Annotated in this window: 18 protein-coding genes, 2 tRNA genes and 2 other RNA genes; 10 read left to right on the top strand and 12 right to left on the bottom strand. The window is 49.4% G+C overall.

All coding sequences use genetic code 11. The features are described from left to right. Positions 1–62 precede the first annotated feature (62 nt). On the bottom strand, positions 63–1694 hold the full coding sequence (gene oppA / locus C3D30_RS12715) for an oligopeptide ABC transporter substrate-binding protein OppA (protein ID WP_024257611.1): 1632 nt from the start codon (positions 1692–1694) through the stop codon (positions 63–65). A 736-nt stretch (positions 1695–2430) separates the two neighbouring features. Beyond that, on the bottom strand, positions 2431–3078 hold the full coding sequence (gene ychE, locus C3D30_RS12705; RefSeq protein ID WP_000616769.1) for an NAAT family transporter YchE: 648 nt from the start codon (positions 3076–3078) through the stop codon (positions 2431–2433). Between the two features lie 479 nt (positions 3079–3557). Here ychE and adhE point away from each other — a divergent pair, with 479 nt between their 5' ends. Beyond that, positions 3558–6233 (top strand): bifunctional acetaldehyde-CoA/alcohol dehydrogenase, encoded by a 2676-nt coding sequence (gene adhE / locus C3D30_RS12700; protein WP_000301665.1) that lies wholly within the window; start codon positions 3558–3560, stop codon positions 6231–6233. A gap of 305 nt (positions 6234–6538) precedes the next feature. Here the strand turns inward: adhE and tdk are convergent, their stop codons facing one another. Beyond that, complete coding sequence (gene tdk, locus C3D30_RS12695; RefSeq protein ID WP_016158403.1) at positions 6539–7156, bottom strand: thymidine kinase; 618 nt, start codon at positions 7154–7156, stop codon at positions 6539–6541. 603 nt (positions 7157–7759) lie between these two features. Here tdk and hns point away from each other — a divergent pair. Then, positions 7760–8170, top strand: coding sequence for a histone-like nucleoid-structuring protein H-NS (gene hns, locus C3D30_RS12690; RefSeq protein ID WP_001287384.1), 411 nt, complete (start codon positions 7760–7762; stop codon positions 8168–8170). Between the two features lie 146 nt (positions 8171–8316). Here hns and galU read toward each other — a convergent pair whose 3' ends face one another. From galU to rssA, 3 genes are all read right to left on the bottom strand, one after another. Further along, positions 8317–9225 (bottom strand): UTP--glucose-1-phosphate uridylyltransferase GalU, encoded by a 909-nt coding sequence (galU, locus tag C3D30_RS12685; RefSeq protein WP_000718987.1) that lies wholly within the window; start codon positions 9223–9225, stop codon positions 8317–8319. A gap of 201 nt (positions 9226–9426) precedes the next feature. Beyond that, on the bottom strand, positions 9427–10440 hold the full coding sequence (rssB, locus tag C3D30_RS12680; RefSeq protein WP_000193438.1) for a two-component system response regulator RssB: 1014 nt from the start codon (positions 10438–10440) through the stop codon (positions 9427–9429). Positions 10441–10526: 86 nt separating this feature from the next. Next, positions 10527–11438: a patatin-like phospholipase RssA gene (rssA, locus tag C3D30_RS12675; protein WP_010350469.1), complete on the bottom strand. Its 912-nt coding sequence runs from the start codon at positions 11436–11438 to the stop codon at positions 10527–10529. A 112-nt stretch (positions 11439–11550) separates the two neighbouring features. Between rssA and C3D30_RS12670 the strand changes: the two genes are divergently transcribed. The 6 genes from C3D30_RS12670 to C3D30_RS12645 all read left to right on the top strand — a co-directional run bounded on the left by C3D30_RS12670 (position 11551) and on the right by C3D30_RS12645 (position 13613). Further along, positions 11551–12009, top strand: coding sequence for a YchJ family protein (locus tag C3D30_RS12670; RefSeq protein WP_016158404.1), 459 nt, complete (start codon positions 11551–11553; stop codon positions 12007–12009). Positions 12010–12058: 49 nt separating this feature from the next. Beyond that, positions 12059–12901 (top strand): formyltetrahydrofolate deformylase, encoded by an 843-nt coding sequence (gene purU, locus C3D30_RS12665; RefSeq protein WP_000555850.1) that lies wholly within the window; start codon positions 12059–12061, stop codon positions 12899–12901. A gap of 159 nt (positions 12902–13060) precedes the next feature. After that, positions 13061–13145 (top strand) — tRNA-Tyr (locus tag C3D30_RS12660). A gap of 43 nt (positions 13146–13188) precedes the next feature. Further along, positions 13189–13320: non-coding RNA, RtT sRNA (locus tag C3D30_RS12655), on the top strand. Positions 13321–13353: 33 nt separating this feature from the next. Next, positions 13354–13438 (top strand) — tRNA-Tyr (locus tag C3D30_RS12650). A 43-nt stretch (positions 13439–13481) separates the two neighbouring features. Next, a non-coding RNA gene (locus C3D30_RS12645) (RtT sRNA) lies at positions 13482–13613 on the top strand. A 151-nt stretch (positions 13614–13764) separates the two neighbouring features. On the opposite strand, the gene narI is transcribed toward C3D30_RS12645, so the two are convergent. From narI to narK, 5 genes are all read right to left on the bottom strand, one after another. After that, positions 13765–14442 (bottom strand): respiratory nitrate reductase subunit gamma, encoded by a 678-nt coding sequence (gene narI, locus C3D30_RS12640; RefSeq protein WP_001160110.1) that lies wholly within the window; start codon positions 14440–14442, stop codon positions 13765–13767. After that, complete coding sequence (narJ, locus tag C3D30_RS12635; RefSeq protein WP_000571678.1) at positions 14442–15152, bottom strand: nitrate reductase molybdenum cofactor assembly chaperone; 711 nt, start codon at positions 15150–15152, stop codon at positions 14442–14444. Before narJ ends, narI begins: the two co-directional genes overlap by 1 nt. Continuing rightward, positions 15149–16687, bottom strand: a complete 1539-nt coding sequence (gene narH, locus C3D30_RS12630; RefSeq protein WP_000702663.1) for a nitrate reductase subunit beta — start codon at positions 16685–16687, stop codon at positions 15149–15151. Before narH ends, narJ begins: the two co-directional genes overlap by 4 nt. Further along, on the bottom strand, positions 16684–20427 hold the full coding sequence (locus tag C3D30_RS12625) for a nitrate reductase subunit alpha (protein ID WP_105286949.1): 3744 nt from the start codon (positions 20425–20427) through the stop codon (positions 16684–16686). The genes narH and C3D30_RS12625 overlap by 4 nt, the downstream gene beginning before the upstream one ends. 391 nt (positions 20428–20818) lie before the next feature. Beyond that, complete coding sequence (narK, locus tag C3D30_RS12620; protein ID WP_000019814.1) at positions 20819–22210, bottom strand: nitrate transporter NarK; 1392 nt, start codon at positions 22208–22210, stop codon at positions 20819–20821. Between the two features lie 338 nt (positions 22211–22548). Between narK and narX the strand changes: the two genes are divergently transcribed. Next, positions 22549–24345, top strand: coding sequence for a nitrate/nitrite two-component system sensor histidine kinase NarX (gene narX / locus C3D30_RS12610; RefSeq protein WP_000918091.1), 1797 nt, complete (start codon positions 22549–22551; stop codon positions 24343–24345). Beyond that, positions 24338–24988, top strand: a complete 651-nt coding sequence (gene narL / locus C3D30_RS12605) for a two-component system response regulator NarL (RefSeq protein WP_000070495.1) — start codon at positions 24338–24340, stop codon at positions 24986–24988. Before narX ends, narL begins: the two co-directional genes overlap by 8 nt. On the opposite strand, the gene C3D30_RS12600 is transcribed toward narL, so the two are convergent. Further along, a complete protein-coding gene (locus C3D30_RS12600; protein WP_000087126.1) occupies positions 24989–26383 on the bottom strand; it encodes a YchO/YchP family invasin in 1395 nt (464 codons plus the stop codon). Position 26384 lies beyond the last annotated feature (1 nt).

Raw genomic sequence — 26384 nt, 5'->3', positions numbered from 1 at the left:
CTTCTGTAATGCGATAAAAATCAGACACCGTGGAGCAAGTTCCCCTGCCCCACGTATTGCCATTAGTGCTTCACAATGTACATATTTCTGGTGTAGGTATTATCCAGCGGATCTTTGCCGGTATAACCCCCAACCCACGGTTTCACCAGACGCGCGTTCACGTAGTAATAAACCGGAACAATGGCCGAATCTTTATCCAGCTGCTGTTCTGCTTTGGTGTACAGTGCAGTGCGTTGCGCCTCGTCAGTCGCTTTCAGCGTTTCCGCCATAATACTGTCAAAGGCCGGGCTCTTATAATGCGCGGTATTCATCGAACTGTTCGACAGCATGGTGTTCAGGAAGGAAGTTGGTTCGTTGTAGTCAGCACACCAGCCTGCACGAGCCACATCAAAAGTTCCCTGGTGACGGGTATCGAGGAAGGTTTTCCACTCCTGGTTAACCAGTTTGACGTTTACACCAATGTTTTTCTTCCACAGTGAAGAGGCGGCAATCGCCAGCTTTTTATGCAGATCGGACGTGTTATATAGCAGGTTAATGGTCAACGGTTTGTCTGCGGTATAGCCCGCTTCAGCCAGCAATTTTTTCGCTTCTTCGTTACGTTTTTCCTGGCTCCAGCCAAACCATTCCGGCTGAGTTAATTTTGCACCATCTGTGTAAGGAGGAGTGTAACCATAGGCTGGCATATCGCCCTGTGCTTTCACTTTATTAACAATAATATCGCGATCCATACCCAGTTTCAGTGCGGTACGCACACGCACGTCGTTGAATGGCGGTTTCTGGTTGTTAATTTCGTAATAGTAGGTGCACAGATACGGATCGACGTGAACTTCGTTCGGGATCTCTTTTTTCAGCTTCTGGAACAGTTCGATCGGCATGTTGTTATAGGTCATATCAATTTCGCCGCTACGATAGCGGTTAACATCGGTGACTTCAGAAGCAATAGGCAAATAGGTGACCTGGTTAATGACGGTTTTCGCGTTGTTCCAGTAGGTCGGGCTGCGTTCAAGAACGATACGTTCGTTAACGACCCAATCTTTTAAGGTATAGGCACCATTAGTGACAATATTTCCTGGCTGGGTCCATTTCTCGCCGAATTTCTCAATAGCGGCTTTTGGCACCGGAGAAGTCGATGGGTGAACCAGTAATTTATAGAAATACGGAACAGGCTCACTTAATGTGACTTCTAAAGTGTGGTCATCGACGGCTTTCACGCCGAGATCGGTAATCGGTTTTTTTCCTTCGAGAATTTCATCAATACCGGCGATATGCCCATATTGTAGATAACTGGCATAGGGAGAAGCGGTGTTCGGATCAACAGAACGTTGCCAGCTGTATACAAAGTCCTGCGCAGTGACTGGCGTGCCGTCGGACCATTTCGCATCTTTACGCAGATGGAATGTCCAGACTTTGGCATCTTTATTATCCCAGGACTCAGCGACGCCAGGCGCCGGATGACCATCGAGATCGCTGACCAGCAAGCCTTCAAACAGGTCGCGACTGATATTAGACTCCGGAACCCCTTCAATTTTGTGCGGATCTAATGACTGAACTTCAGAACCATTGTTACGCACCAGCGTTTGTTTTTCTGCAAGCTGAACACCAGCGGGTACATCAGCCGCCAGCGCAACATTCCCTGCCATAAGCGCAGCCAGAACGCCTGCTGCTACTAAACTTCTCTTGGTGATGTTGGTCATTGTTTTTTGGACTCCCTCATTATAATTACTGGCTTTAACCAGCATGTGTAATCCCGGGTTGGGACCCTGGACAGATTCGGAGACTTTCTGCTGCCAGGTTGATATATCGTTACGCTTTGCTATCACCGACTTTATTTATTCTGGTGATTCGAACGACCACCTTACGTCGGTTCCTACTGTGTCTCCCCTGTCGAGACACATTTATTCTTTAATGCAGCAATTTTTATTGTTAATTATTCTCATTACCAAAAAAATCGCCTGACGGTTGGCCGGAAAGTATCAAATGCGCTTCTTGCCCGCCAATACATTTTGCAAAATTGTTAAGTAATTCTCTTTTGCTGACCGCGCCAATATCTAAAGACCTCATCAGGCTGCCAATAAAATCATTTAAAAACAATGATATAAAACCGCAGAAAGCAAGTCTGTTTTTCCTTGTTGCCGTCACGACAGAGAAATACACAATAATTTAACAACAGACCATTATTTAGCACATTCCTCTGCCAAACGCAGTGGAATTACTAATATCATTTCAATTATTCTTCAGCAAGACCCAGAATTATGATGTCGCGAAAATAACATGATGAGGAGGATGGCGGGGTAAGGATATTCTTATAACTAGCTGTAATATGAGGAAAAATATTTATCTATTTCGTTTGCTTTTGATAACTGCGCTGGGCAAAAGTAAAAATAATGACGAAAAAACGGAGCACCATGGCTCCATTTCGTATGAAAGAAATTAATTGAGCAGACCAGGGAAAATCCCTTTGATTCCATTAACGATAAATTCAATCCCTAATGCCATCAGCAGCAACCCCATAATACGAGTAATCACGTTTATACCGGTCTGGCGCAGAACTCGCACCAGCCAGGGTGCCATGCGGAATAAGCCCCAGCAACATAAAGCAAACAATGCAATTGCCACAAAAAAGCCGAACAGATAACCAATGCTGTGATAACGCGTTCCCCAAACGATAGTTGAACTGATCGCCCCTGGCCCCGCCATCAAAGGCAATGCGAGCGGTACAACGCCGATGCTTTCTCGAATTGCGGTTTCTGATTTCTCTTGTTTGTTCTGTTTATCCTCACCAAGCTTACCGCTGATCATCGACATCGCAATTGTAACCACCAGTATGCCGCCCGCGATGCGGAACGAATCAATCGATATTCCAAAAAGTTGCAGAATCGTGTCGCCGAGAAAAAGCGAGATCCACAAGATAATCGCTACCGACAGGTTGGCAGTCAGATTTGTTTTGTTTCTCGCTGCCGCAGTCTGATAGCTGGTCATACTGATAAACACGGGGATAATCCCAACCGGGTTAACCAGCGCAAATAACCCGATGAAAAATTTAAAGTAAACGGGAAAATCAAAGAGTGTCTGAATCACGGTTAGCTCCGAAGCAAAAGCCGGATAATGTTAGCCATAAACAAAGGTAAAAAAATACGCGCTGACAATACGCCTTTTGGCAGCATTTTTCACCTCCTAACCGCTTAAAATTACTATCATTCATTATTGTTATCTAGTCGTGCAAAACATGCTAATGTAGCCAACAATAAATACTACAATTTATTAACTATTAGCTTTTATAGCTAAAAGCGGAGCTGAAAGGTGTCAGCTTTGCGGAATTTTGATCTAGATCACGTAATCAGTACCCAGAAGTGAGTAATCTTGCTTACGCCACCTGGAAGTGACGCATTAGAGATTAGTCCCTCTAATGTTTAAACTCTTTTAGTAAATCACAGTGAGTGTGAGCGCGAGTAAGCTTTTGATTTTCATAGGTTAAGCAAATCATCACCACACTGACTATACTCTCGTATTCGAGCAGATGATTTACTAAAAAAGTTTAACATTATCAGGAGAGCATTATGGCTGTTACTAATGTCGCTGAACTTAACGCACTCGTAGAGCGTGTAAAAAAAGCCCAGCGTGAATATGCCAGTTTCACTCAAGAGCAAGTTGATAAAATCTTCCGCGCCGCCGCTCTGGCTGCCGCAGATGCTCGAATCCCACTCGCGAAAATGGCCGTTGCCGAATCCGGCATGGGTATCGTCGAAGATAAAGTAATTAAAAACCACTTTGCTTCTGAATATATCTACAACGCCTATAAAGATGAAAAAACCTGCGGTGTTCTGTCTGAAGACGACACTTTCGGTACTATCACTATCGCTGAACCAATCGGTATTATCTGCGGTATCGTTCCAACGACTAACCCGACTTCAACTGCAATCTTCAAATCACTGATCAGCCTGAAGACCCGCAACGCCATCATCTTCTCTCCGCATCCGCGTGCAAAAGATGCAACCAACAAAGCTGCTGATATCGTTCTGCAGGCTGCTATCGCTGCTGGTGCACCGAAAGATCTGATTGGCTGGATCGATCAACCTTCTGTTGAACTGTCCAACGCGCTGATGCACCACCCTGACATTAACCTGATTCTCGCGACCGGTGGTCCGGGCATGGTTAAAGCAGCATACAGCTCCGGTAAACCGGCAATCGGTGTAGGTGCTGGTAACACTCCGGTTGTTATCGATGAAACCGCAGATATCAAACGTGCAGTTGCATCCGTACTGATGTCCAAAACCTTCGACAACGGCGTAATCTGTGCTTCTGAACAGTCTGTTGTTGTTGTTGACTCTGTTTATGACGCTGTACGTGAACGTTTCGCTACCCACGGCGGTTACATGCTGCAGGGTAAAGAGCTGAAAGCCGTTCAGGACGTTATCCTGAAAAACGGCGCACTGAACGCAGCTATCGTTGGTCAACCGGCTTATAAAATTGCTGAACTGGCAGGCTTCTCTGTACCAGAAAACACTAAGATTCTGATCGGTGAAGTGACCGTTGTTGATGAAAGCGAACCGTTCGCACATGAAAAACTGTCCCCGACTCTGGCAATGTACCGTGCAAAAGATTTCGAAGACGCGGTAGAGAAAGCAGAGAAACTGGTTGCCATGGGCGGTATCGGTCATACCTCTTGCCTGTACACCGACCAGGATAACCAACCGGCACGCGTTGCCTACTTCGGTCAGAAAATGAAAACTGCCCGTATCCTGATCAACACCCCAGCTTCTCAGGGTGGTATCGGTGATCTGTATAACTTCAAACTCGCACCTTCCCTGACTCTGGGTTGTGGTTCCTGGGGTGGTAACTCCATCTCTGAAAACGTTGGTCCAAAACACTTGATCAACAAGAAAACCGTTGCTAAGCGAGCTGAAAACATGTTGTGGCACAAACTTCCGAAATCTATCTACTTCCGCCGTGGCTCACTGCCAATCGCGCTGGATGAAGTGATTACTGATGGCCACAAACGTGCGCTCATCGTGACTGACCGCTTCCTGTTCAACAACGGTTATGCTGACCAGATTACTTCTGTACTGAAAGCTGCCGGCGTTGAAACTGAAGTCTTCTTTGAAGTTGAAGCTGACCCGACACTGAGCATCGTTCGTAAAGGTGCCGAACTGGCGAACTCCTTCAAGCCAGACGTGATCATCGCGCTGGGTGGTGGTTCCCCGATGGACGCCGCGAAAATCATGTGGGTTATGTACGAACATCCAGAAACTCACTTCGAAGAACTGGCGCTGCGCTTTATGGATATCCGTAAACGTATCTACAAGTTCCCGAAAATGGGCGTGAAAGCGAAAATGATCGCCGTAACCACCACTTCCGGTACAGGTTCTGAAGTGACTCCATTTGCGGTTGTAACCGACGACGCAACAGGTCAGAAATATCCGCTGGCAGACTATGCACTGACCCCGGATATGGCGATTGTTGACGCCAACCTGGTTATGGATATGCCGAAGTCTCTGTGTGCTTTCGGTGGTCTGGACGCAGTCACTCACGCCATGGAAGCTTATGTTTCTGTACTGGCATCTGAGTTCTCTGACGGTCAGGCTCTGCAGGCGCTGAAACTGCTCAAAGAATATCTGCCAGCGTCTTACCACGAAGGGGCTAAAAACCCGGTAGCGCGTGAACGTGTTCACAGTGCGGCAACTATCGCGGGTATCGCGTTTGCGAACGCCTTCCTGGGTGTATGTCACTCAATGGCGCACAAACTGGGTTCCCAGTTCCATATTCCGCACGGTCTGGCCAACGCCCTGCTGATTTGTAACGTTATCCGCTACAACGCGAATGACAACCCGACCAAGCAGACTGCATTCAGCCAGTACGATCGTCCGCAGGCTCGTCGTCGTTATGCTGAAATCGCAGACCATCTGGGTCTGAGCGCACCGGGTGACCGTACTGCTGCGAAGATCGAGAAACTGCTGGCATGGCTGGAAACGCTGAAAGCAGAACTGGGTATTCCGAAATCTATCCGTGAGGCTGGCGTTCAGGAAGCTGACTTCCTGGCGAACGTAGATAAACTGTCTGAAGACGCATTCGATGACCAGTGCACCGGCGCTAACCCGCGTTACCCGCTGATCTCCGAGCTGAAACAGATTCTGCTGGATACCTACTATGGTCGTGATTACGTAGAAGGAGCACCGGCGGCAGCAAAGGAAGCAGCTCCAGCTAAAGCAGAGAAAAAAGCGAAGAAATCCGCTTAATCAGTAACTCTGTACATCCTCATAAACGGTCCCTTTTGGGGCCGTTTTTTTGTTTTCGCCACTCGCTATGCAAAGTCAAATAACCCAACAGCATTAGTATTCTCATATATATACTGTTATCTAATGCGCACAAACCGCGATAACCTGAAAATGACTCAACATCGTAGATGACGAAGCACTAAATCGTTCTGTTACGTTTTTAGCGATGGTTAGGAGTAGAGAAAGGATTATGGCTCGGAAGAAGTTAGTAAAACGAACTGACAGGATAAAAGCCTCGATTCATCCTGTCAGTAAAGAAAATCTTATTAATCGTGTTGATGTCTTTCTTGAATAGCCGTCAAAGAACCGACTTCTAACGCTTCTTTATAGTGTTTACGACAAACCGAGACATAACGCTCATTACCACCAATAACTACCTGTTCGCCTTCGTTATAAGGCCTACCCTCTTGATCAAGACGTAGCACCATGCTTGCTTTACGACCACAAAAGCAGATAGTTTTTAATTCGACCAGTTTGTCTGACCATGCCAGTAAGTATTGACTGCCGGTAAATAATTCACCGCGAAAATCTGTACGTAAACCATAACAAAGAACGGGTATATCGAGTTGATCGACAACCTCCGATAATTCATATACTTGTTGTCTGGTTAAAAACTGGCATTCATCAACCAGTACACAATGAATTGCCTGTTGTTCATGTTCCGCACGAATCTCATCAAATAATGATGAATTTTGGTTAAATAATTTTGCCGGTGATGACAAACCTATACGCGAGCTGACTTTCCCTGCCCCGAAACGATCGTCAATTTCCGCCGTATATACGACGGTCCGCATACCGCGTTCCTGGTAATTGTATGAAGATTGCAACAATGCCGTAGACTTACCCGCGTTCATTGCGGAATAGTAGAAATATAGCTGTGCCATCAGCCACAGGCCCTCAATGATATGAAATAAAGTTGGCTGAAGTTTATCATAATTCGCCAGTTTTACAGCCCAACAGTACACGCAGAAGAGCGTATATACATCATTCCTTAAGAAGGATGACATAATCCTTCAGAGCTATCATTGCGTCTGTTTTTGCTTGTTATAACTGCGTAAATGACTCCTGGTAACTATTCACAATCTTTAACTTGTTGCACAAGTAATAACCCTCTGTTGACCTCCAGGATACGGCAATACGAAGTCCCTGCACTTATTGCGACTGTTCTTCTTTTCATCATTCTCTTAATAGAGGATTTTTCGTAAACATGACTAATACCGAAGAGTAAAAGACGTCAGCGCGTGTTAATCCCTACATAAAATGTGACATGAATCAGGAAGTTTTAACCTTAGGTGATGCGAAATCATCGGTGCAAATAGGGCTATATGCCGCATCTTTTCTGGCTAATTTTATGAAAAGATATTTATTGGCGGCACAAAATAAAGAACAATTTTGAATTCCTTACATTCCTGGCTATTGCACAACTGAATTTAAGGCTCTATTATTACCTCAACAAACCACCCCAATATAAGTTTGAGATTACTACAATGAGCGAAGCACTTAAAATTCTGAACAACATCCGTACTCTTCGTGCGCAAGCAAGAGAATGTACACTTGAAACGCTGGAAGAAATGCTGGAAAAATTAGAAGTAGTTGTTAACGAGCGTCGCGAAGAAGAAAGTGCGGCTGCTGCTGAAGTTGAAGAACGCACTCGTAAACTGCAACAATATCGTGAAATGCTGATCGCTGACGGTATTGACCCGAACGAACTGCTGAATAGCATGGCGGCTGTTAAATCCGGCACCAAAGCTAAACGCGCACAGCGTCCAGCTAAATATAGCTACGTTGACGAGAACGGCGAAACCAAAACCTGGACTGGCCAGGGTCGTACTCCGGCTGTAATCAAAAAAGCAATGGATGAGCAAGGTAAATCCCTCGACGATTTCCTGATCAAGTAATAATCTTTTTTAGATTACGCTCGCTTAAAATCCCGCCATTGGCGGGATTTTTTATTGTCCGTTTTAAGACTATCCAATAAGAATAAGCTATAAAAAAACGGCATTGATAACTCAATGCCGTTTCGTAGAAAACACCGCTATTGGTGTTACTTCTTAATGCCCATCTCTTCTTCAAGCCAGGCTTTAAATTCAGCACCCAGCGAGTTGTGACGAATACCGTATTCAACGAAAGCCTGCATGTAACCTAATTTATTACCGCAGTCATGGCTCTTCCCTTTCATGTGATAGGCTTCAACCGTTTCTTTTTCGATCAGCATATCAATAGCATCGGTAAGTTGAATTTCATCGCCTGCTCCCGGAGGAGTTTTTGCCAGCAGCGGCCAAATATCGGCGCTAAGTACGTAACGACCAACAATAGCGAGATTGGACGGTGCAACATCTGCTTTCGGTTTTTCTACTACACCGACCATAGGTACACTTTCACCCGGCGCTAAATCCACGCCTTTGCAATCCACAACACCATATGCAGTCACATCAGCAACAGGCTCAACCATGATCTGGCTATGGCCAGTTTCATCAAAGCGGCGGATCATCTCTGCGAGGTTATCCTGCGACAAATCAGATTCATATTCATCCAGAATAACATCAGGCAAAATAACAGCCACAGGTTCATCACCAACTACCGGGTGAGCACACAATACTGCGTGCCCTAAACCTTTCGCCAGCCCCTGACGAACTTGCATAATAGTTACGTGCGGAGGGCAAATAGACTGCACTTCATCAAGCAGCTGGCGTTTTACACGTTTTTCCAGCATTGCTTCCAGTTCAAAACTGGTATCAAAGTGGTTTTCAATAGAGTTTTTCGATGAGTGAGTAACCAGCACAATTTCAGTAATACCAGCCGCAATACATTCATTCACGACGTATTGAATTAATGGCTTATCGACAAGCGGTAGCATCTCTTTCGGGATAGCTTTCGTCGCCGGCAACATCCTGGTTCCTAATCCCGCTACGGGGATAACGGCTTTTTTGACTTTCGTGTTAATGGCAGCCATTTAAATTCTCCTGGACTGTTCGTGTATTGAACGTGTTCATATTTCTGTATCACATCCCAGTATATCAGTACCCTGGCGACGCCTGGTTCCGAAAAGGAAGCGAGTTAACATAATTAAGACAATTACTTATACGAATGGCGACGATAGTACCACCAGCCGACATTAGCGGGTAATGCAATTTTATCCCAAATTATCGTTTGCTCAATTCGCAGACAACATCAAGCGTAGCCTTCCACCAGCGCCCCAAATTTGGCATTGCCAGGCATCACATCTCTGACTCAATTGATTCAAATAAGTGTTGCCTAATGTTCCTAACGGAACGCCATTACTGATTTGAATCTGGTGTTCACCCGCATTCAACGTCGCATTCAAGCCTGCGGATACCAGAATGAGATTTTTTAATTCACGATGATAATAGCCGACTAATAGAGGAAATTGACCGGGCAGATTGGCCTGGCGTAGTAAATGGTTTACCTGCTTCAATAACGCGCCTAACTCAGGCAAAGGTTGATTCTGGTGCGCAAGCTGTTCTTGTAATAAGCCATTAAACAACGCACGTAATAACAAGGCGGCAAGGACGCCATTATGTCCAGCACGGGTTACATCAAGGCAATAAAAAGCCAGATCGTTTTCCGAAAGTGCTGCAATATCAAGTACCAGCCCAGGTTTATCAACAGCAACGAGTTGGCGATAATTAACCCGGCAATGGGAAATCTCCTGCTGAACCGGTGGTTGTAATTCTTGCAATAATTTCGCGGCAGCTGTCGGATTATCGACCATTGCATCCCAATCGCGAAAAAGCCTTTCTTCTTCCTCAACCCTGGAGTTAAACATGCTGGGATACAGACAAGCAAAAACCATCTCACGTAAGCGATTAAGGTCTTTAACTGGTTTCAGCAAAACATCTTCCACACCCAGCCGTAATGCTTTCGCAATATCTGCCATATTTTCCGTAGCAGAAATCACCAGAACCGGGGTTTGGTCTCCCCGGTTGCGTATATGTTCCAGCAGTTTTAAGCCATTCATTCTTGGCATTGCAATATCACATATCATCAGATCGGGTGTAAAACCGCCCAGTAGCTCAAGGGCATCCACCCCATCAGCCGCCAGTACTGTCGTTGCTCCCAATGAGGAAAACCATGAATCCAGAAGCGAGCGAAAGACTGGCTCATCTTCAACTATGAGAATCTGTTTTCCGACCAATGGCTGCGTCATGTTCTCTCCCCTGACTGGCTTTATTCAATAGTGACATGCTATTGCCATCAGTGCCTGTCAGAATTAACTTAAGTGTAGATAAAAAATCAGGTCAAAACGTTGGTTCGAACCAGCGGTAAAAGTTCATCCATTTTCTTCTCTACCGCTAATTGTCCTGCCGCAATGGCAGCATTTGCACGATGAAAATCCAGAGTGGATATCTGCGGGCATAAAGGTTGAATCAGAATATCAGGCGGATCCCCAGCCATACGGTTTCGTTTAAGACGGTTTTCCAGCACCTGGATAGACGTGGTCATAATCTCTGTTGCGGTTGGCGCAGTCACTGCCCGACGTGCCGTTATACTGCTTAATCGTTCTTTCAAACGCGCATGCCACGGGAGAGGATCGTCGTTCTCGCCATTATCTTCACTGACATTAAATGAAAGGAGATCTTGTTGCATTAAATGAGCATCGTGCTGCAGATCGACCGCAATCACAATATCAGCGCCCATCGCACGCGTGAGGGAAATAGGAATCGGATTAACAACTGCGCCATCAACCAGCCAATAGCCGTTATGAGCGACCGGCGCCATTAGGCCGGGGATGCTGCATGATGCACGAATAGCAAGATGGAGGTCGCCTTCGGTAAACCAGAGTTCTCGCCCCGTGCTTAAATTAGTGGCAACCGCAGCGAAACGGCGTGAACAATTTTCGATCTCTGTTTCCGGCATTATTTCGCGGTACTGGTTGAACACACGCTCACCGCGCAACAATCCACCACGCTGCCAGGAAAGATCCATCAGCCGTAAAACATCCCAATAGCTAAAAGAGGTAACCCACTGTTCAAGCGCGGTCAGGCGATCGCATGCAAAAGCAGCGCCCACCAGCGAACCGATTGAACATCCAGCGACGATATCTATTTCAATGCCCATTTTTTTAAGCGCGTTAATGACGCCAATATGCGACCATCCTCGCGCCGCGCCAGATCCTAGCGCCAGCCCTATTTTTATCTTTCTCATTGTTCCTGAAGGCTTCCCCTGGAATGCAGCCGTAGCCACATCGCTACTGCTCGGTTAACATAGTGCTACGCAGGCGATTAATACGCCGTTATTGTTTCCAGGGAGATTATTTGTGTCTGAGCTTTGTCCCTGTGGTAGTGCTGTCGAGTATAGCCTATGTTGCCACCGTTATGTGTCTGGTGAAAAGGTCGCACCTGATCCAGAACATCTCATGCGTTCGCGTTACTGCGCTTTTGTGATGCAGGACGCAGATTATTTAATTAAGACCTGGCATCCGTCCTGTGGCGCAGCGGCGTTACGTGCCGAATTGATTGCCGGGTTTGCGCATACCGAATGGTTAGGGCTGACCGTATTTGAGCGTTCATATCACGAAGGAGATAACGTAGGTTATGTTAGCTTCGTCGCCCGATTTGCCGAACAGGGTAAAACAGGAGCGATAATTGAACGTTCGCGATTTTTGAAAGAAAACGGTCAGTGGTACTATATTGACGGTACACGTCCACAGTTTGGCCGCAACGATCCCTGCCCTTGTGGTTCAGGTAAAAAATTTAAAAAGTGCTGCGGCCAATAATGGTTGACGGTACGGTTTAGCAAACACTCTCAACAAGGTTTTTCCAGCAATGCACTCACTCCAACGAAAAGTTCTTCGTACTATTTGTCCGGATCAAAAAGGTCTGATCGCGCGCATTACTAATATTTGCTACAAGCACGAGTTAAATATCGTGCAGAACAATGAATTTGTTGATCATCGTACCGGACGCTTTTTTATGCGCACGGAACTGGAAGGCATTTTTAATGATTCGACCCTGCTGGCGGATCTCGATAGCGCATTGCCGGAAGGCTCTGTGCGCGAACTAAATCCCGCCGGTCGTCGCCGGATAGTCATTCTGGTCACTAAAGAAGCGCATTGCCTTGGCGATCTGCTGATGAAAGCCAATTACGGTGGACTGGATGTGGAAATCGCGGCAGTCATCGGCAACCACGATACCTTGCGTTCGCTGGTTGAACGTTTTGATATTCCATTTGAACTGGTCAGCCATGAAGGATTAAGTCGCAACGAGCACGATCAAAAGATGGCGGATGCCATTGATGCTTATCAGCCTGATTACGTTGTGCTGGCGAAGTATATGCGCGTATTAACGCCGGAATTTGTGGCGCGCTTCCCGAATAAAATTATCAATATTCACCACTCATTCCTGCCGGCGTTTATTGGGGCACGTCCGTATCATCAGGCCTATGAACGCGGCGTGAAGATAATTGGCGCAACGGCACACTATGTAAATGACAATCTGGATGAAGGTCCAATCATTATGCAGGACGTTATTCATGTGGATCACACTTATACAGCCGAAGATATGATGCGTGCAGGTCGTGACGTCGAGAAAAACGTATTAAGCCGCGCCCTTTACCAGGTTTTGGCGCAACGTGTGTTTGTTTACGGTAACCGGACGATTATTCTTTAATCGCCAGCAAAAAGAACTGGTTGCCTTTAATCCGTTACGGATGAAAATTACGCAACCAGTTCATTTTTCTCAACGTAACGCTTTACAGCGGCGTGTCATTTGGTATGATGCGCCCCGCTTCCCAATGAGGGAGCAGGCCAGTAAAAAGCATTACCCCGTGGTGGGGTTCCCGAGCGGCCAAAGGGAGCAGACTGTAAATCTGCCGTCATCGACTTCGAAGGTTCGAATCCTTCCCCCACCACCATTATTCACCACAGCGATGTGGTAACTTCGGTGAGATTGTTAATCTTTGCACTCATCGAGGAAGGGTGAGAACCTTCGATTAAGGTTCGACTCGAGCGAAAGCGAGAGAACGTTGCCGCAGGCAACGGCCCGAAGGGTGAGGAGCGAAGCGACGAATAATCCTTCCCCCACCACCATCTTCAGCATTACCTACAATTTGATTTTCCCCTGGTGGGGTTCCCGAGCGGTCAAAGGGAGCAGACTGTAAATCTGCCGTCATCGACTTCGAAGGTTCGAATCCTTCCCCCACCACCATTATTCACCACAGCGATGTGGTAACTTCGGTGAGATTATTAATCTTTGCACTCATCGAGGAAGGGTGAGAACCTTCGATTAAGGTTCGACTCGAGCGAAAGCGAGAGAACGTTGCCGCAGGCAACGGCCCGAAGGATGAGGAGCGAAGCGACGAATAATCCTTCCCCCACCACCATTACTTCCTGAAAATACTCTTCTAAACCAATTTACTAACCATTTATTTCTTGTTGTCACACAGAATTCGTCATGCCTGTTTTTAGGTCTGCACACTTTTACACAAAACAAAAAACCCCGCCGAAGCAGGGTCTATGTGAACTAAATTTCGCTTAGTGGCGAGCACGCACCAGCTGATACTTACGCGTCAGATACTCCACCGGTACGCTCCAGATGTGTACCAGACGCGAGAACGGGAACAGCAGGAATAACGTCATCCCCAGCACCAGGTGCAAACGGAAGATAAACGCCACGCCATCAAGGTGCTGAGAAGCGCCACCGTGGAAGGTCACTACCGACTGCGCCCAGCCAACCAGTTTCATCATCTCGCTACCGTCCATATGCTGAGCGGAGAACGGAATGGTCAGCAGGCCCAGCGCGCACTGGATAACGAGCAGCGACAGGATCAAGATATCCGCTCCGGTAGTCGTTGCACGCACGCGTGGGCTGAACAGGCGGCGTTTCAGCAACAGTACACCGCCAATCAGACACAGCACGCCGCTGGCACCACCAGCAAACATCGCCATTTTCTGTTTCACTTCAATTGGCAGCCAGGCTTCATACATCCAGTGCGGCGTCAGCATACCGAAGAAGTGACCGACAAAAATCCCCAGAATCCCGATATGGAACAGGTTAGACGCCAGGTTCATCCCTTTGCGATCCAGCATCTGGCTGGACGCCGCGCGCCAGGTGTACTGCCCGTAGTCATAGCGCAGCCAGCTACCAATCAGGAAGACCGCCCCGGCAATGTACGGGTAGATATCAAAGAAGAACATATTCAGGAATTGCATTAGTGCTGTCCTCCGGTGGTGATATTCAGATATTGCGGCGCGACGGCACCGGCAAAGCGACGCTGATGAGCAGTGATTGCCGAATCACCGCAGCCTTTGTCAGCAAAGAATTTAACCTGCTCTTCTTCCCAGACAGCATCCAGCGCCTGCGGCGTATCATCGCGCGCTTCATCGGCAATTTTTTCCGCCACTTTGTCGCTGTCTATAGCGGTATTCGCCAGTTTCAGCAGCAGATCAAACAGCACTGCATAACGGCTTTCACGCTGTTGCAGACGAGCACTTAGCAACGCCAGAATCGGCGCGATATCTTTCAAACCTTCCACGGCTTCGCTTTGCGGCAGCTGCGCCAGGTACTCCAGATACAACGGCAGATGATCCGGCAGTTCACGACTGTTTAACTGCAAGCCGTGTTGCTCATACTGCGCCAGCAAATCCACCATCGCCTGACCACGATCGCGGGATTCGCCGTGCACATGTTCAAACAGTAACAGCGACGTGGCGCGACCACGGTCGAACAGTTCGCTGTACTGCGCCTGAGCGTCCAGCGGATCCATCGCGGTTAAATCGCGCAGGAAAATGCCCAGCGCATGGGCATCCTCTTTCGACAGATTTTCCGACGCAGCAATCGCCTCAAACATCTCTTGTTGATGCTGCCATAAGGCAGCATCAGGATATTCAAGGAGACGCGATACAATCACGAGTTCGATCATGGATGCGGCTCCGTTTTGCTGGTCACGTCGATGGCATCGATACGACGGCTGTTGAACAGATTGAATTTGGTATCTGAACCGTGGCAGCCGTCACCAAAGGTAAAGCCGCAACCATTTTTCTCCGGGAAGGCTTCCCGCGCCAGTTCACGATGGCTGCTCGGCACCACAAAGCGATCTTCGTAGTTTGCAATCGCCAGATAACGGTACATCTCCTGTGCCTGGGCTTCGGTCAGGCCGACCTCTTCCAGCGCACGGGTATCAACTTTACCGTCAACGGTTTCAGCTCGTTTGTAATGACGCATTGCCAGCATACGTTTCAACGCGAGCAGTACCGGTTGGGTATCACCGGCGGTCAGCAGATTCGCCAGGTACTGAACCGGGATACGCAGGCTTTCTACGTCTGGCAGAATGCCGTTGCTACCCAGCTCGCCCGCGTCTGCCGCAGACTGAATCGGTGACAGAGGCGGCACGTACCAGACCATCGGCAATGTGCGATATTCTGGATGCAGCGGCAGCGCCAGTTTCCATTCCATCGCCATTTTATAAACCGGCGACTGTTGTGCGGCTTCAATAACGCTCAGCGGAATACCGTCTTTAATCGCCTGCTCGATGACTTTCGGATCGTTCGGATCGAGGAACACTTCCAGCTGACGCTGGTAGAGATCTTTCTCGTTCTCGGTGCTGGCTGCACGTTCAATAGCGTCGGCATCGTACAACAGCACGCCAAGATAACGGATACGACCAACACAGGTTTCTGAGCACACCGTCGGCTGACCGGCTTCAATACGCGGATAGCAGAAGATGCACTTCTCAGATTTACCGCTCTTCCAGTTGAAGTAGATTTTTTTGTACGGACATCCGGTGATGCACATACGCCAGCCACGGCATTTATCCTGATCGATCAGTACGATGCCATCTTCTTCACGTTTGTAGATAGCCCCGCTCGGACAGGTCGCCACACATGCCGGGTTGAGGCAGTGTTCACACAGACGCGGCAAATACATCATGAAGGTGTTTTCGAACTGGCTATACATCGCCTTCTGGATGTTGTCGAAGTTCTTGTCTTTCGCCAGTTTGTCAAACTCGCCGCCCAGGTCATCTTCCCAGTTCGGCCCTTTTTCGATTTTCGCCATCCGTTCGCCAGTAATCAGCGAACGTGGACGGGCAATCGGCTGCGATTTGCTACCTTCCGGCGCGGTATGCAGATTCTGATAATCAAAATCGAACGGCTCGTAATAATCGTCGATCCCCGGCAAATGCGGGTTGGCGAAGATTTTACCCAGCAGCATCGCGCGGTTACCCATACGCGGTTGCAGTTTGCCGTTGATTTTACGGATCCAACCGCCTTTGTATTTTTCCTGGTTTTCCCAGTCGGTAGGGAAACCCTGACCCGGTTTGGTTTCAACGTTGTTGAACCACGCGTACTCAACGCCTTCGCGGCTGGTCCAGACGTTTTTACAGGTAACTGAACAGGTGTGGCAGCCGATGCACTTATCGAGATTCAGCACCATGCCGACTTGTGAACGAATTTTCATTTTACGCTCTCCTGTACCTGGTCATTGCCTTCGCCATCTAACCAGTCAATGTTCTTCATCTTACGCACTACAACAAACTCATCGCGGTTAGAACCTACGGTGCCGTAGTAGTTAAAGCCGTATGCCAGATGGGCATAGCCACCGATCATATGCGTCGGTTTCGGCGTGATACGGGTGACCGAGTTATGAATACCCCCACGCTGCTGCGTGATTTCCGAACCCGGCAGGTTAACGATACGTTCCTGCGCGTGGTACATCATGGTCATCCCTGCCGGGACACGCTGGCTGACAACCGCACGGGCAGTCAGCGCACCATTGCTGTTGAAGACTTCAATCCAGTCGTTGTCGGCAATTCCCAAATCTTTGGCATCGGCTTCGCTCAGCCAGACCACCGGCCCACCGCGACCTAAAGTCAGCATCAGCAGGTTGTCGCTGTAAGTGGAATGAATACCCCACTTCTGGTGTGGCGTCAGGAAGTTCAGGGCTTTTTCCGGGTTACCGTTGGATTTCTGTCCCATCACTTCTTTCACCGAACGGGTATCGATCGGCGGACGATAAACCAGCAGGCTTTCACCAAAATCACGCATCCACTGATGATCCTGATACAGCTGCTGACGACCAGAGAGCGTACGCCACGGGATCAGCTCGTGAACGTTGGTGTAACCGGCGTTGTAAGAAACGTGTTCATCTTCCAGACCAGACCAGGTCGGGCTGGAGATAATTTTGCGCGGCTGTGCCTGAATATCGCGGAAGCGGATTTTCTCGTCTTCTTTATTCAGCGCCAGATGCGTATGGTCGCGACCGGTAAACTCGCTCAGTGCCGCCCAGGCTTTCACGGCTACCTGACCGTTGGTTTCCGGTGCCAGCGTCAGGATCATCTCTGCCGCATCAATTGCGGTGTTGAGCATCGGCTGGCCTTTCGCCGGACCTTCAGCCTTGGTGTAGTTGAGCTTACGCAGCAGATCCATCTCGCTCTGGGTGTTCCAGGCAATCCCTTTACCGCCGTTACCGATTTTCTCCATCAGTGGGCCGATAGAGGTAAAGCGTTCGTAAGTGGCCGGATAATCGCGCTCAACCACCATAATGTGCGGTGCGGTTTTACCTGGGATCAGGTCGCATTCGCCTTTTTTCCAGTCTTTCACATCCAGCGGCTGCGCCAGTTCGGCGGCGGAGTCGTGCTGAATTGGCAGCGTAACGATGTCGGTTTCTTTACCCAGATGACCAACGCACACTTCGGAGAATTTCTTCGCGATGGCTTTGTAGATTTCCCAGTCGCTTTTCGCTTCCCAGGCCGGATCGACCGCCGCAGACAGCGGATGAATAAACGGATGCATATCCGAGGTATTCATGTCGTCTTTTTCGTACCAGGTTGCCGTCGGCAAAATGATGTCGGAGTAGAGACAAGTGCTCGACAGACGGAAGTCCAGCGTCACCACCAGATCCAGCTTGCCTTCCAGACCGTTATCCTGCCAGTCCACTTCTTCCGGCTTCACGCCGCCCTGCTGCCCCAGATCTTTACCCTGGATACCGTGCTCCGTCCCCAGCAGGTACTTGAGCATAAACTCATGACCTTTACCGGAAGAGCCCAGCAGGTTAGAACGCCAGATAAACAGGTTACGCGGATGGTTTTTGCCGTTTTCCGGTTGTTCCGCAGCAAAACGGATTGACCCCTCTTTCAGGGATTTCACCGTATAGTCCACCGGATTCATGCCCGCTTTTTCCGCTTCGCGAGCGATAGTCAGCGGGTTAGTGCCTAACTGCGGCGCAGACGGCAGCCAGCCCATGCGTTCTGCACGGACGTTAAAGTCGATCAGGTGTCCGGTATAGCGGGATTTATCCGCCATCGGCGACAGCAACTCTTCTGCGGTCACGGTTTCATAACGCCACTGGCTGGAGTGGTTATAAAAGTAAGAGGTGCTGTTCATATGACGCGCCGGACGCTGCCAGTCAAGGGCAAACGCCAGCGGCTGCCAGCCGGTTTGCGGACGCAGTTTTTCCTGACCCACGTAGTGTGCCCAGCCACCGCCGCTCTGACCGACACAGCCGCAGAAAATCAGCATGTTGATCAGACCGCGATAGTTCATATCGAGGTGATACCAGTGGTTCAGACCGGCACCGACGATAATCATCGAGCGACCATGCGTTTTATCAGCGTTATCGGCAAATTCACGGGCAATGCGGATAATCTGGCTACGAGAAACACCGGTGATCTGCTCAGCCCACGCCGGGGTGTAGGCTTTCACGTCGTCATAGCTGGTCGCGCAGTTAACGTCGTTCAGACCACGCTCCAGGCCGTAGTTTGCCAGCGTCAAATCATAAACGGTGGTCACCAGTGCAGTGCTGCCATCAGCCAGTTGCAGGCGTTTTACCGGCAGCTTGTGCAGCAGAATGTTTTCCAGCTCCACTTTATTGAAGTGTTCCGTGCCGTCGCCGCCAAAGTACGGGAAGCCCACTTCAGCGATCTCATCCTGACTACCCAGCAGACTCAGTTGCAGTTCGGTTTCTTCACCAGTTTTGCCATCGCGCTGTTCAAGATTCCATTTGCCCTTCTCGCCCCAACGGAAACCGATCGAACCGTTCGGCGCAACCATTTCACCTTGCGTATTAAAAGCTACGGTTTTCCATTCCGGGTTGTTTTCCTGACCCAGCGCATCAACCAGATCGGCGGCGCGCAGCATACGACCTGCAGCGTAATAACCGTCGCGCTCTTCCAGCATTACCAGCATCGGCATGTCGGTGTAGCGGCGCACATAATCGGTGAAATACTGGCTTGGGTTATCAAGATGGAATTCACGCAGCATCACGTGACCCATTGCCAGCGCCATTGCTGCGTCGGTGCCCTGTTTCGGTGCCAGCCACAGATCGCACAGTTTGGCGATTTCAGCGTAGTCCGGCGTGACGGCAACAGTTTTGGTGCCTTTGTAACGCACTTCAGTAAAGAAGTGAGCATCCGGGGTACGCGTCTGCGGCACGTTTGAACCCCAGGCGATGATGTAGCTGGAGTTGTACCAGTCAGCAGATTCCGGTACGTCAGTTTGCTCGCCCCAGGTTTGCGGAGACGCAGGAGGCAGGTCGCAGTACCAGTCGTAGAAGCTTAAGCAAGTACCGCCAAGCAGCGAGAGATAGCGAGCACCTGATGCGTAAGAAACCATCGACATTGCCGGAATTGGCGAGAAGCCGGCGACACGGTCCGGGCCGTAGTTTTTGATGGTGTAAACGTTAGATGCGGTGATCAGTTCGTTCACTTCCTGCCAGGAAGAACGAACAAAACCACCGCGTCCACGCGCCTGTTTAAAGCTTTTCGCTTTATCGGCGTCTTCGATAATAGAAGCCCATGCCTCAACCGGATCGCTATGCTGCGCCTTCGCTTCACGCCACATTTTCATCAGGCGTTTACGCATCATTGGGTATTTCAGGCGATTGGCGCTATAGAGATACCAGGAGTAGCTGGCACCGCGCGGACAGCCGCGAGGTTCATGGTTTGGCAGATCCGGACGAGTACGCGGATAGTCAGTCTGCTGGGTTTCCCAGGTCACCAGACCGTTTTTAACGTAGATTTTCCAGCTGCAGGAGCCGGTGCAGTTTACCCCGTGGGTAGAGCGGACGATTTTGTCATGCTGCCAACGCTGGCGATATCCATCCTCCCAGTCACGGTTGGTATTGAGAAGCTGGCCATGCCCATCGGCAAAGGTATCACCCTTCTGTTTGAAGTAGCGAAACCGGTCCAGGAATTTACTCATCGGTTTTCTCCTGTGGGAGCCTGTCGGCTCTCTGATAAATCGACATTGCTAATGTTTAAAACGAAGGTAACGCTCTGAAACGTCGTGGGAATTGATAACGATCAAGAGTGGTGGGGATGAAAAATAAAGTAAATTCCTAATATACCCCTTTGGGATAATTAATATTTATTACACAACTTATTGTAAATTAATGTTTTTTACATCCATCACCATTTAAACACTTCGGATTTTTATACAGATGGGTATTAAGGAGTATCCCCCATGGATGACATATTAATGGCGCTTAATTGACGCCGTTGAAATAATTATCCTCTTAAAGTATGTTGTAACTAAATGAGAAATAAAAAAAGCGCGACATTACGCCGCGCAAAGGATAATCAAATATTACGATTTATTTTTTAGAATGCCGACCGTATACCGCCCAGGTAATTACCACGCAGGCGATATAGAAAATCAAAAATACTTTCATTGCACCGACTGGCGACCCTGTTAATGCCAGTGAGCTACCGAACGCTTTCGGGATAAAGAAGCCACCGATAGCGCCAATCGCGGAGATGAAGCCCAGCGCCGCCGCAGTGTCGGTTGCCGCTTCACGCATAGCACGTTCGTCAGAACCGCCTTCTGCTTTCACGCGATCCATCGTCAGTTTACGGAAGATCACGGAAATCATCTGGAAGGTGGAACCACTACCCAGCCCCGCCGTCAGGAACAGCGCCAGGAAGACTACAAAGAACGCCATGAAGTTTCCGCCTTGCCCGTCAGTCGGTAAGGTGAGGAACAGTAGACCACTGAAAATCGCCATCAGCACGAAGTTCACCAGCGTTACACGAGTACCGCCGAGACGGTCAGATAATGCTCCCCCCGCAGAACGCGCCAGTGCGCCAATAAACGGTCCGAAGAAGGCGTAGTGCAGGATCTGTACATCCGGAAACTGCGTTTTAGACAGCATGGCAAAACCCGCAGAGAAGCCGATGAAGGAACCGAAGGTTGCCAGATACAGCAGGCTCATAATCCACAGATGACCCCGTTTGAGTACCGGCAACTGCTCCTTGATAGAGGCTTTCGAGGTAGCAAGGTCGTTCATGCCAAACCACGCTGCAATGGTGAAGATGGCGAGGAACGGCACCCATACCCAGGACGCGTTAGCCAGATACAATTCGGTGCCATCCGGCTGTGTTACGCCCTGGCTGCCAAATGCAGCAAAAATTGACAGTGATACCACCAGCGGAGCAACCAACTGCATGACGCTAACGCCCATGTTGCCCAGACCACCGTTCAGCCCCAGCGCGCCACCCTGCTTCTGCTTCGGAAAAAAGAAGCTGATGTTTGCCATACTGGAGGCGAAGTTCGCGCCAGCAAAGCCGCACAGCAGAGAAATGATGATGAATACGCTGTATGGCGTAGTGGTATCCTGCACGGCAAAACCCAGCCAGACGCAAGGAATAATCAGAATACCGGTGCTGAACGCCGTCCAGCGACGACCGCCGAAGATTGGAACCATAAAGGAGTATGGCACACGCAATAATGCGCCAGAAACCGAAGGTAGTGCAGTCAAAAGAAACAGCTGATCGGTCGTAAAATTAAAGCCGACTTTCGGCAAATTCACCGCGACGGCACTGAATAACATCCATACACAAAACGCCAGTAGCAGACAGGGAACGGAAATCCACAGATTGCGGCTGGCTATACGCTGGCCGCGCTGTTGCCAGAACGCAGGATCTTCCGGTCGCCAATCAGTAATGACAGCTCCAGTAGCCCTTTCGGGGGCGGATGAGTGACTCATAGACACCTCTGATACTCGTTTCGATGTCTGCCACCTTAGTGTCTGTAGCCAAAGGTAATTTGATGTAAATCAAACGATAAGATAACTTTATCTATCATTGATATTTATCATTACCCATAGTGAGTACAGAGATTTCATAAAAATTATGAGATTTTTCACAGTACTGTAAAATCCCTACTCTTACTGATGTAAATCGACTAACCACACGGCAAATAAGGAGTAACTCTTTCCGGGTATGGGTATACTTCAGCCAATAGCCGAGAATAACGCCATTCCAGAATGTATCGTTACATTCATTAAGGTTATTGCTCATTCAAAGCCTGAAGGAAGAGGTTTACATGCTTAAACGTTGTCTCTCTCCGCTCACCCTGGTTAATCAGGTTGCGCTTATTGTTTTGCTTTCTACTGCTATTGGACTGGCGGGGATGGCGGTTTCTGGCTGGCTGGTACAAGGCGTTCAGGGCAGCGCCCATGCTATTAACAAAGCGGGATCGCTGCGTATGCAAACTTATCGGCTACTGGCGGCAGTGCCATTAAGCGAGAAAGACAAGCCCTTAATCAAGGAGATGGAACAAACGGCATTTAGCCCCGAATTAACTCGAGCAGCAGAACGAGACGGGCAACTGGCGCAATTGCAGGGTTTGCAGGATTACTGGCGCCATGAGCTGATTCCTGCGCTGCTACACGCACAAAGCCGCGAAACGGTGTCGGCTGACGTCAGCCAGTTTGTTGCCGGGCTTGATCAACTGGTATCTGGTTTTGACCGCACCACGGAAATGCGTATTGAGACGGTCGTACTGGTTCATCGGGTGATGGCTGTGTTTATGGCACTTCTACTGGTATTTACCATCATATGGCTGCGGGCACGGCTGCTACAGCCGTGGCGGCAATTACTGGCGATGGCGAGTGCCGTCAGCCATCGCGATTTTACCCAGCGGGCGAATATCAGCGGGCGCAACGAAATGGCGATGCTCGGAACGGCACTGAACAATATGTCTGCGGAACTGGCGGAGAGTTATGCCGTACTTGAGCATCGGGTACAGGAGAAAACCGCCGGGCTGGAGCATAAAAATCAAATACTCTCGTTTTTGTGGCAGGCTAATCGTCGTTTGCATTCTCGCGCCCCGCTGTGTGAACGCCTGTCACCTGTACTCAACGGCTTGCAAAATTTAACCCTGCTGCGTGATATCGAACTGCGGGTATATGACACTGAAGATGAAGAGAATCATCAGGAGTTCACCTGTCAGCCGGATATGACCTGCGACGACAAAGGTTGCCAGCTCTGCCCGCGCGGGGTATTACCCGTCGGCGATCGCGGCACGACCCTGAAATGGCGACTGGCGGATTCTCATATGCAGTACGGAATTTTGCTGGCGACCCTGCCTCAGGGCCGCCACCTGAGCCATGATCAACAGCAACTGGTGGATACACTGGTTGAGCAATTAACCGCCACTCTGGCGCTGGATCGCCATCAGGAACGCCAGCAGCAGTTGATCGTGATGGAAGAGCGTGCCACCATTGCGCGCGAACTACATGATTCTATTGCCCAATCTCTCTCTTGTATGAAGATGCAGGTGAGTTGTTTACAGATGCAAGGCGACGCACTGCCAGAAAGCAGCCGCGAACTGTTAAGCCAGATCCGTAACGAACTGAATGCGTCATGGGCGCAGTTGCGTGAGTTGCTCACCACATTCCGTTTGCAGCTCACCGAACCGGGATTACGCCCGGCACTGGAGGCGAGTTGTGAAGAGTACAGCGCCAAATTTGGCTTCCCGGTGAAGCTGGATTACCAGTTGCCACCGCGTCTGGTGCCCTCGCATCAGGCAATCCATCTATTGCAAATTGCCCGTGAGGCATTAAGTAACGCCCTCAAACATTCGCAAGCGAGCGAGGTCGTTGTAACGGTGGCGCAAAACGATAATCAGGTCAAACTGACCGTCCAGGATAACGGCTGCGGGGTGCCTGAAAATGCCATCCGCAGCAATCACTACGGCATGATAATTATGCGTGACCGTGCGCAAAGTCTGCGTGGCGACTGCCGCGTCCGCCGTCGTGAATCAGGTGGCACCGAAGTGGTGGTCACCTTTATTCCCGAAAAAACTTTCACAGACGTCCAAGGAGATACCCATGAGTAATCAGGAACCGGCTACTATCCTGCTGATCGACGATCACCCGATGCTGCGAACTGGCGTAAAACAGCTTATCAGCATGGCCCCCGATATCACTGTGGTTGGCGAAGCGAGCAATGGCGAGCAGGGTATTTTACTTGCGGAATCTCTCGATCCTGATCTGATTCTGCTTGATCTGAATATGCCCGGTATGAACGGTCTGGAAACGCTGGATAAACTGCGCGAAAAATCTTTATCCGGCCGCATTGTGGTATTCAGCGTCTCGAACCATGAAGAAGACGTCGTCACCGCGCTGAAACGCGGCGCAGATGGCTATCTGTTAAAAGATATGGAGCCGGAAGATCTGTTGAAAGCGTTACACCAGGCTGCTGCTGGCGAAATGGTACTAAGCGAGGCATTAACCCCTGTTCTGGCCGCCAGCCTGCGTGCTAACCGCGCCACGACTGAACGCGACGTCAACCAGTTAACGCCGCGCGAGCGCGATATTCTGAAACTGATTGCTCAGGGCTTACCGAATAAGATGATCGCCCGCCGCCTGGACATCACTGAAAGCACGGTCAAAGTGCACGTGAAGCACATGCTGAAAAAAATGAAGCTAAAATCTCGTGTGGAAGCCGCAGTATGGGTGCATCAGGAACGTATTTTCTGATTATGGTTCCCAGCGCAGTTCGTCCTTTGCCATTGCATCGAAAGGTTCGGCAAGCGTTAGCGTGATCTCATTGGAGGAGACACGCTGTCCCTGGTTATCTTCCACCACCACCGACAAGCGCCATCGATTGGTCGCCTCTTCTCCACTTTGCCAGTCCGGCACGATCAGCGTCCAGCCATCCGCACTGTTGGCAGTTGCTCCCGATGTCAGACTTAACATCTGCGTATCTCCCTGCCAGATCAATTGTCGAATACCGTAACGACTGTGGATTTGTAATTTCAGCGGCACCGTTTCACCAGGTTTAAGATCCCAGGGGGGCGTCGCCAGAAATACCGTTAAGGTTTTACGCTGATGATACTCAATGACCGGCAGATTATTCCGCTGCGGATTGTCATAGCGACTGCCGCGCAACGACTGACTCTCAGCAACTTCGCCAGCAGAAAGTTGTTTGTTTAGTGGCACCCCAAAGCGGTAGTTAATATTCAGCCCGAGATTATTTTGGCTTTCTCCACTTTCGCCTTGTTTATGCTGGGCGGTCATAGTAACGAGTGGGACAGGGGTGTAATTAAGCCCCAGACTCATGGCGACAGGATTATGATAACCCGTACCAGAATTAAACAGATCGACACGCTGACCAAAATATTGTTCGAGGCTGACACTGGTGTTGAGATGCTGGTAAAACGGCATTCGCATCCGGGCAGTCAAATCATAACCACGCGCCATACGCTGCTCGAGCGAGGCAGTCTGTTCATGCCATGAGGCAAAAGGCTGATAATAATTTGCCGACAGACGCAGATATTCTCCCCAGGCTTCAGCGCCAAACCCTGCCCGCTGAAGATTTTCATCTAACAAGTTGTCATAAAACGTGTTGTATCCCATCAACCATGTGCCATGCCTCCAGCGTTGACCAACGCCAAGGTTACTTACGAGTCCATCGTCCTGCTGGGTGAGTCCAAGTTGGCTCCATGTGAGATAACGCTCGTTATCCTGCAACGGTACAAACCAGCTCCCCCGGCTGCCGGTGAAATGCCCTTCGTTATCCACTTTGACGTCAACACTGGCGTTCCCCCACGGCGAAAGCCACGATTCCACATGCTGATTAACCTGCTGACTGAGCGCATCACGGACTTTTCCCAGCGCAAAGGCTTTTGCCTGCTCACCTGTATCCTGACCGTTATCGGTCATACTGGTTTCACCAAAATCTTTCACGATTTCGGCGAAGTGTTTTTCACCGTCATGATTTTCCGGTGCCATTCCTAAGTCCGGCAGACCATCCTTATCGTTATCAAAAGGATTTGCCGATTGCTGCTCAACGGATGGCTGTGCGCTGGCTATACCGCCTGCCAGCAGCAAGAGTAAATAAAGTGGGGTAACACGAGAGACGATACGGCTCAAA

The organism is Escherichia sp. MOD1-EC5433, from assembly GCF_002966005.1.
Taxonomy (GTDB): domain Bacteria; phylum Pseudomonadota; class Gammaproteobacteria; order Enterobacterales; family Enterobacteriaceae; genus Escherichia; species Escherichia ruysiae.
The sequence above is the reverse complement of the archived record's forward strand: the minus strand, read 5'-3'. Positions and strand labels throughout refer to the sequence as shown.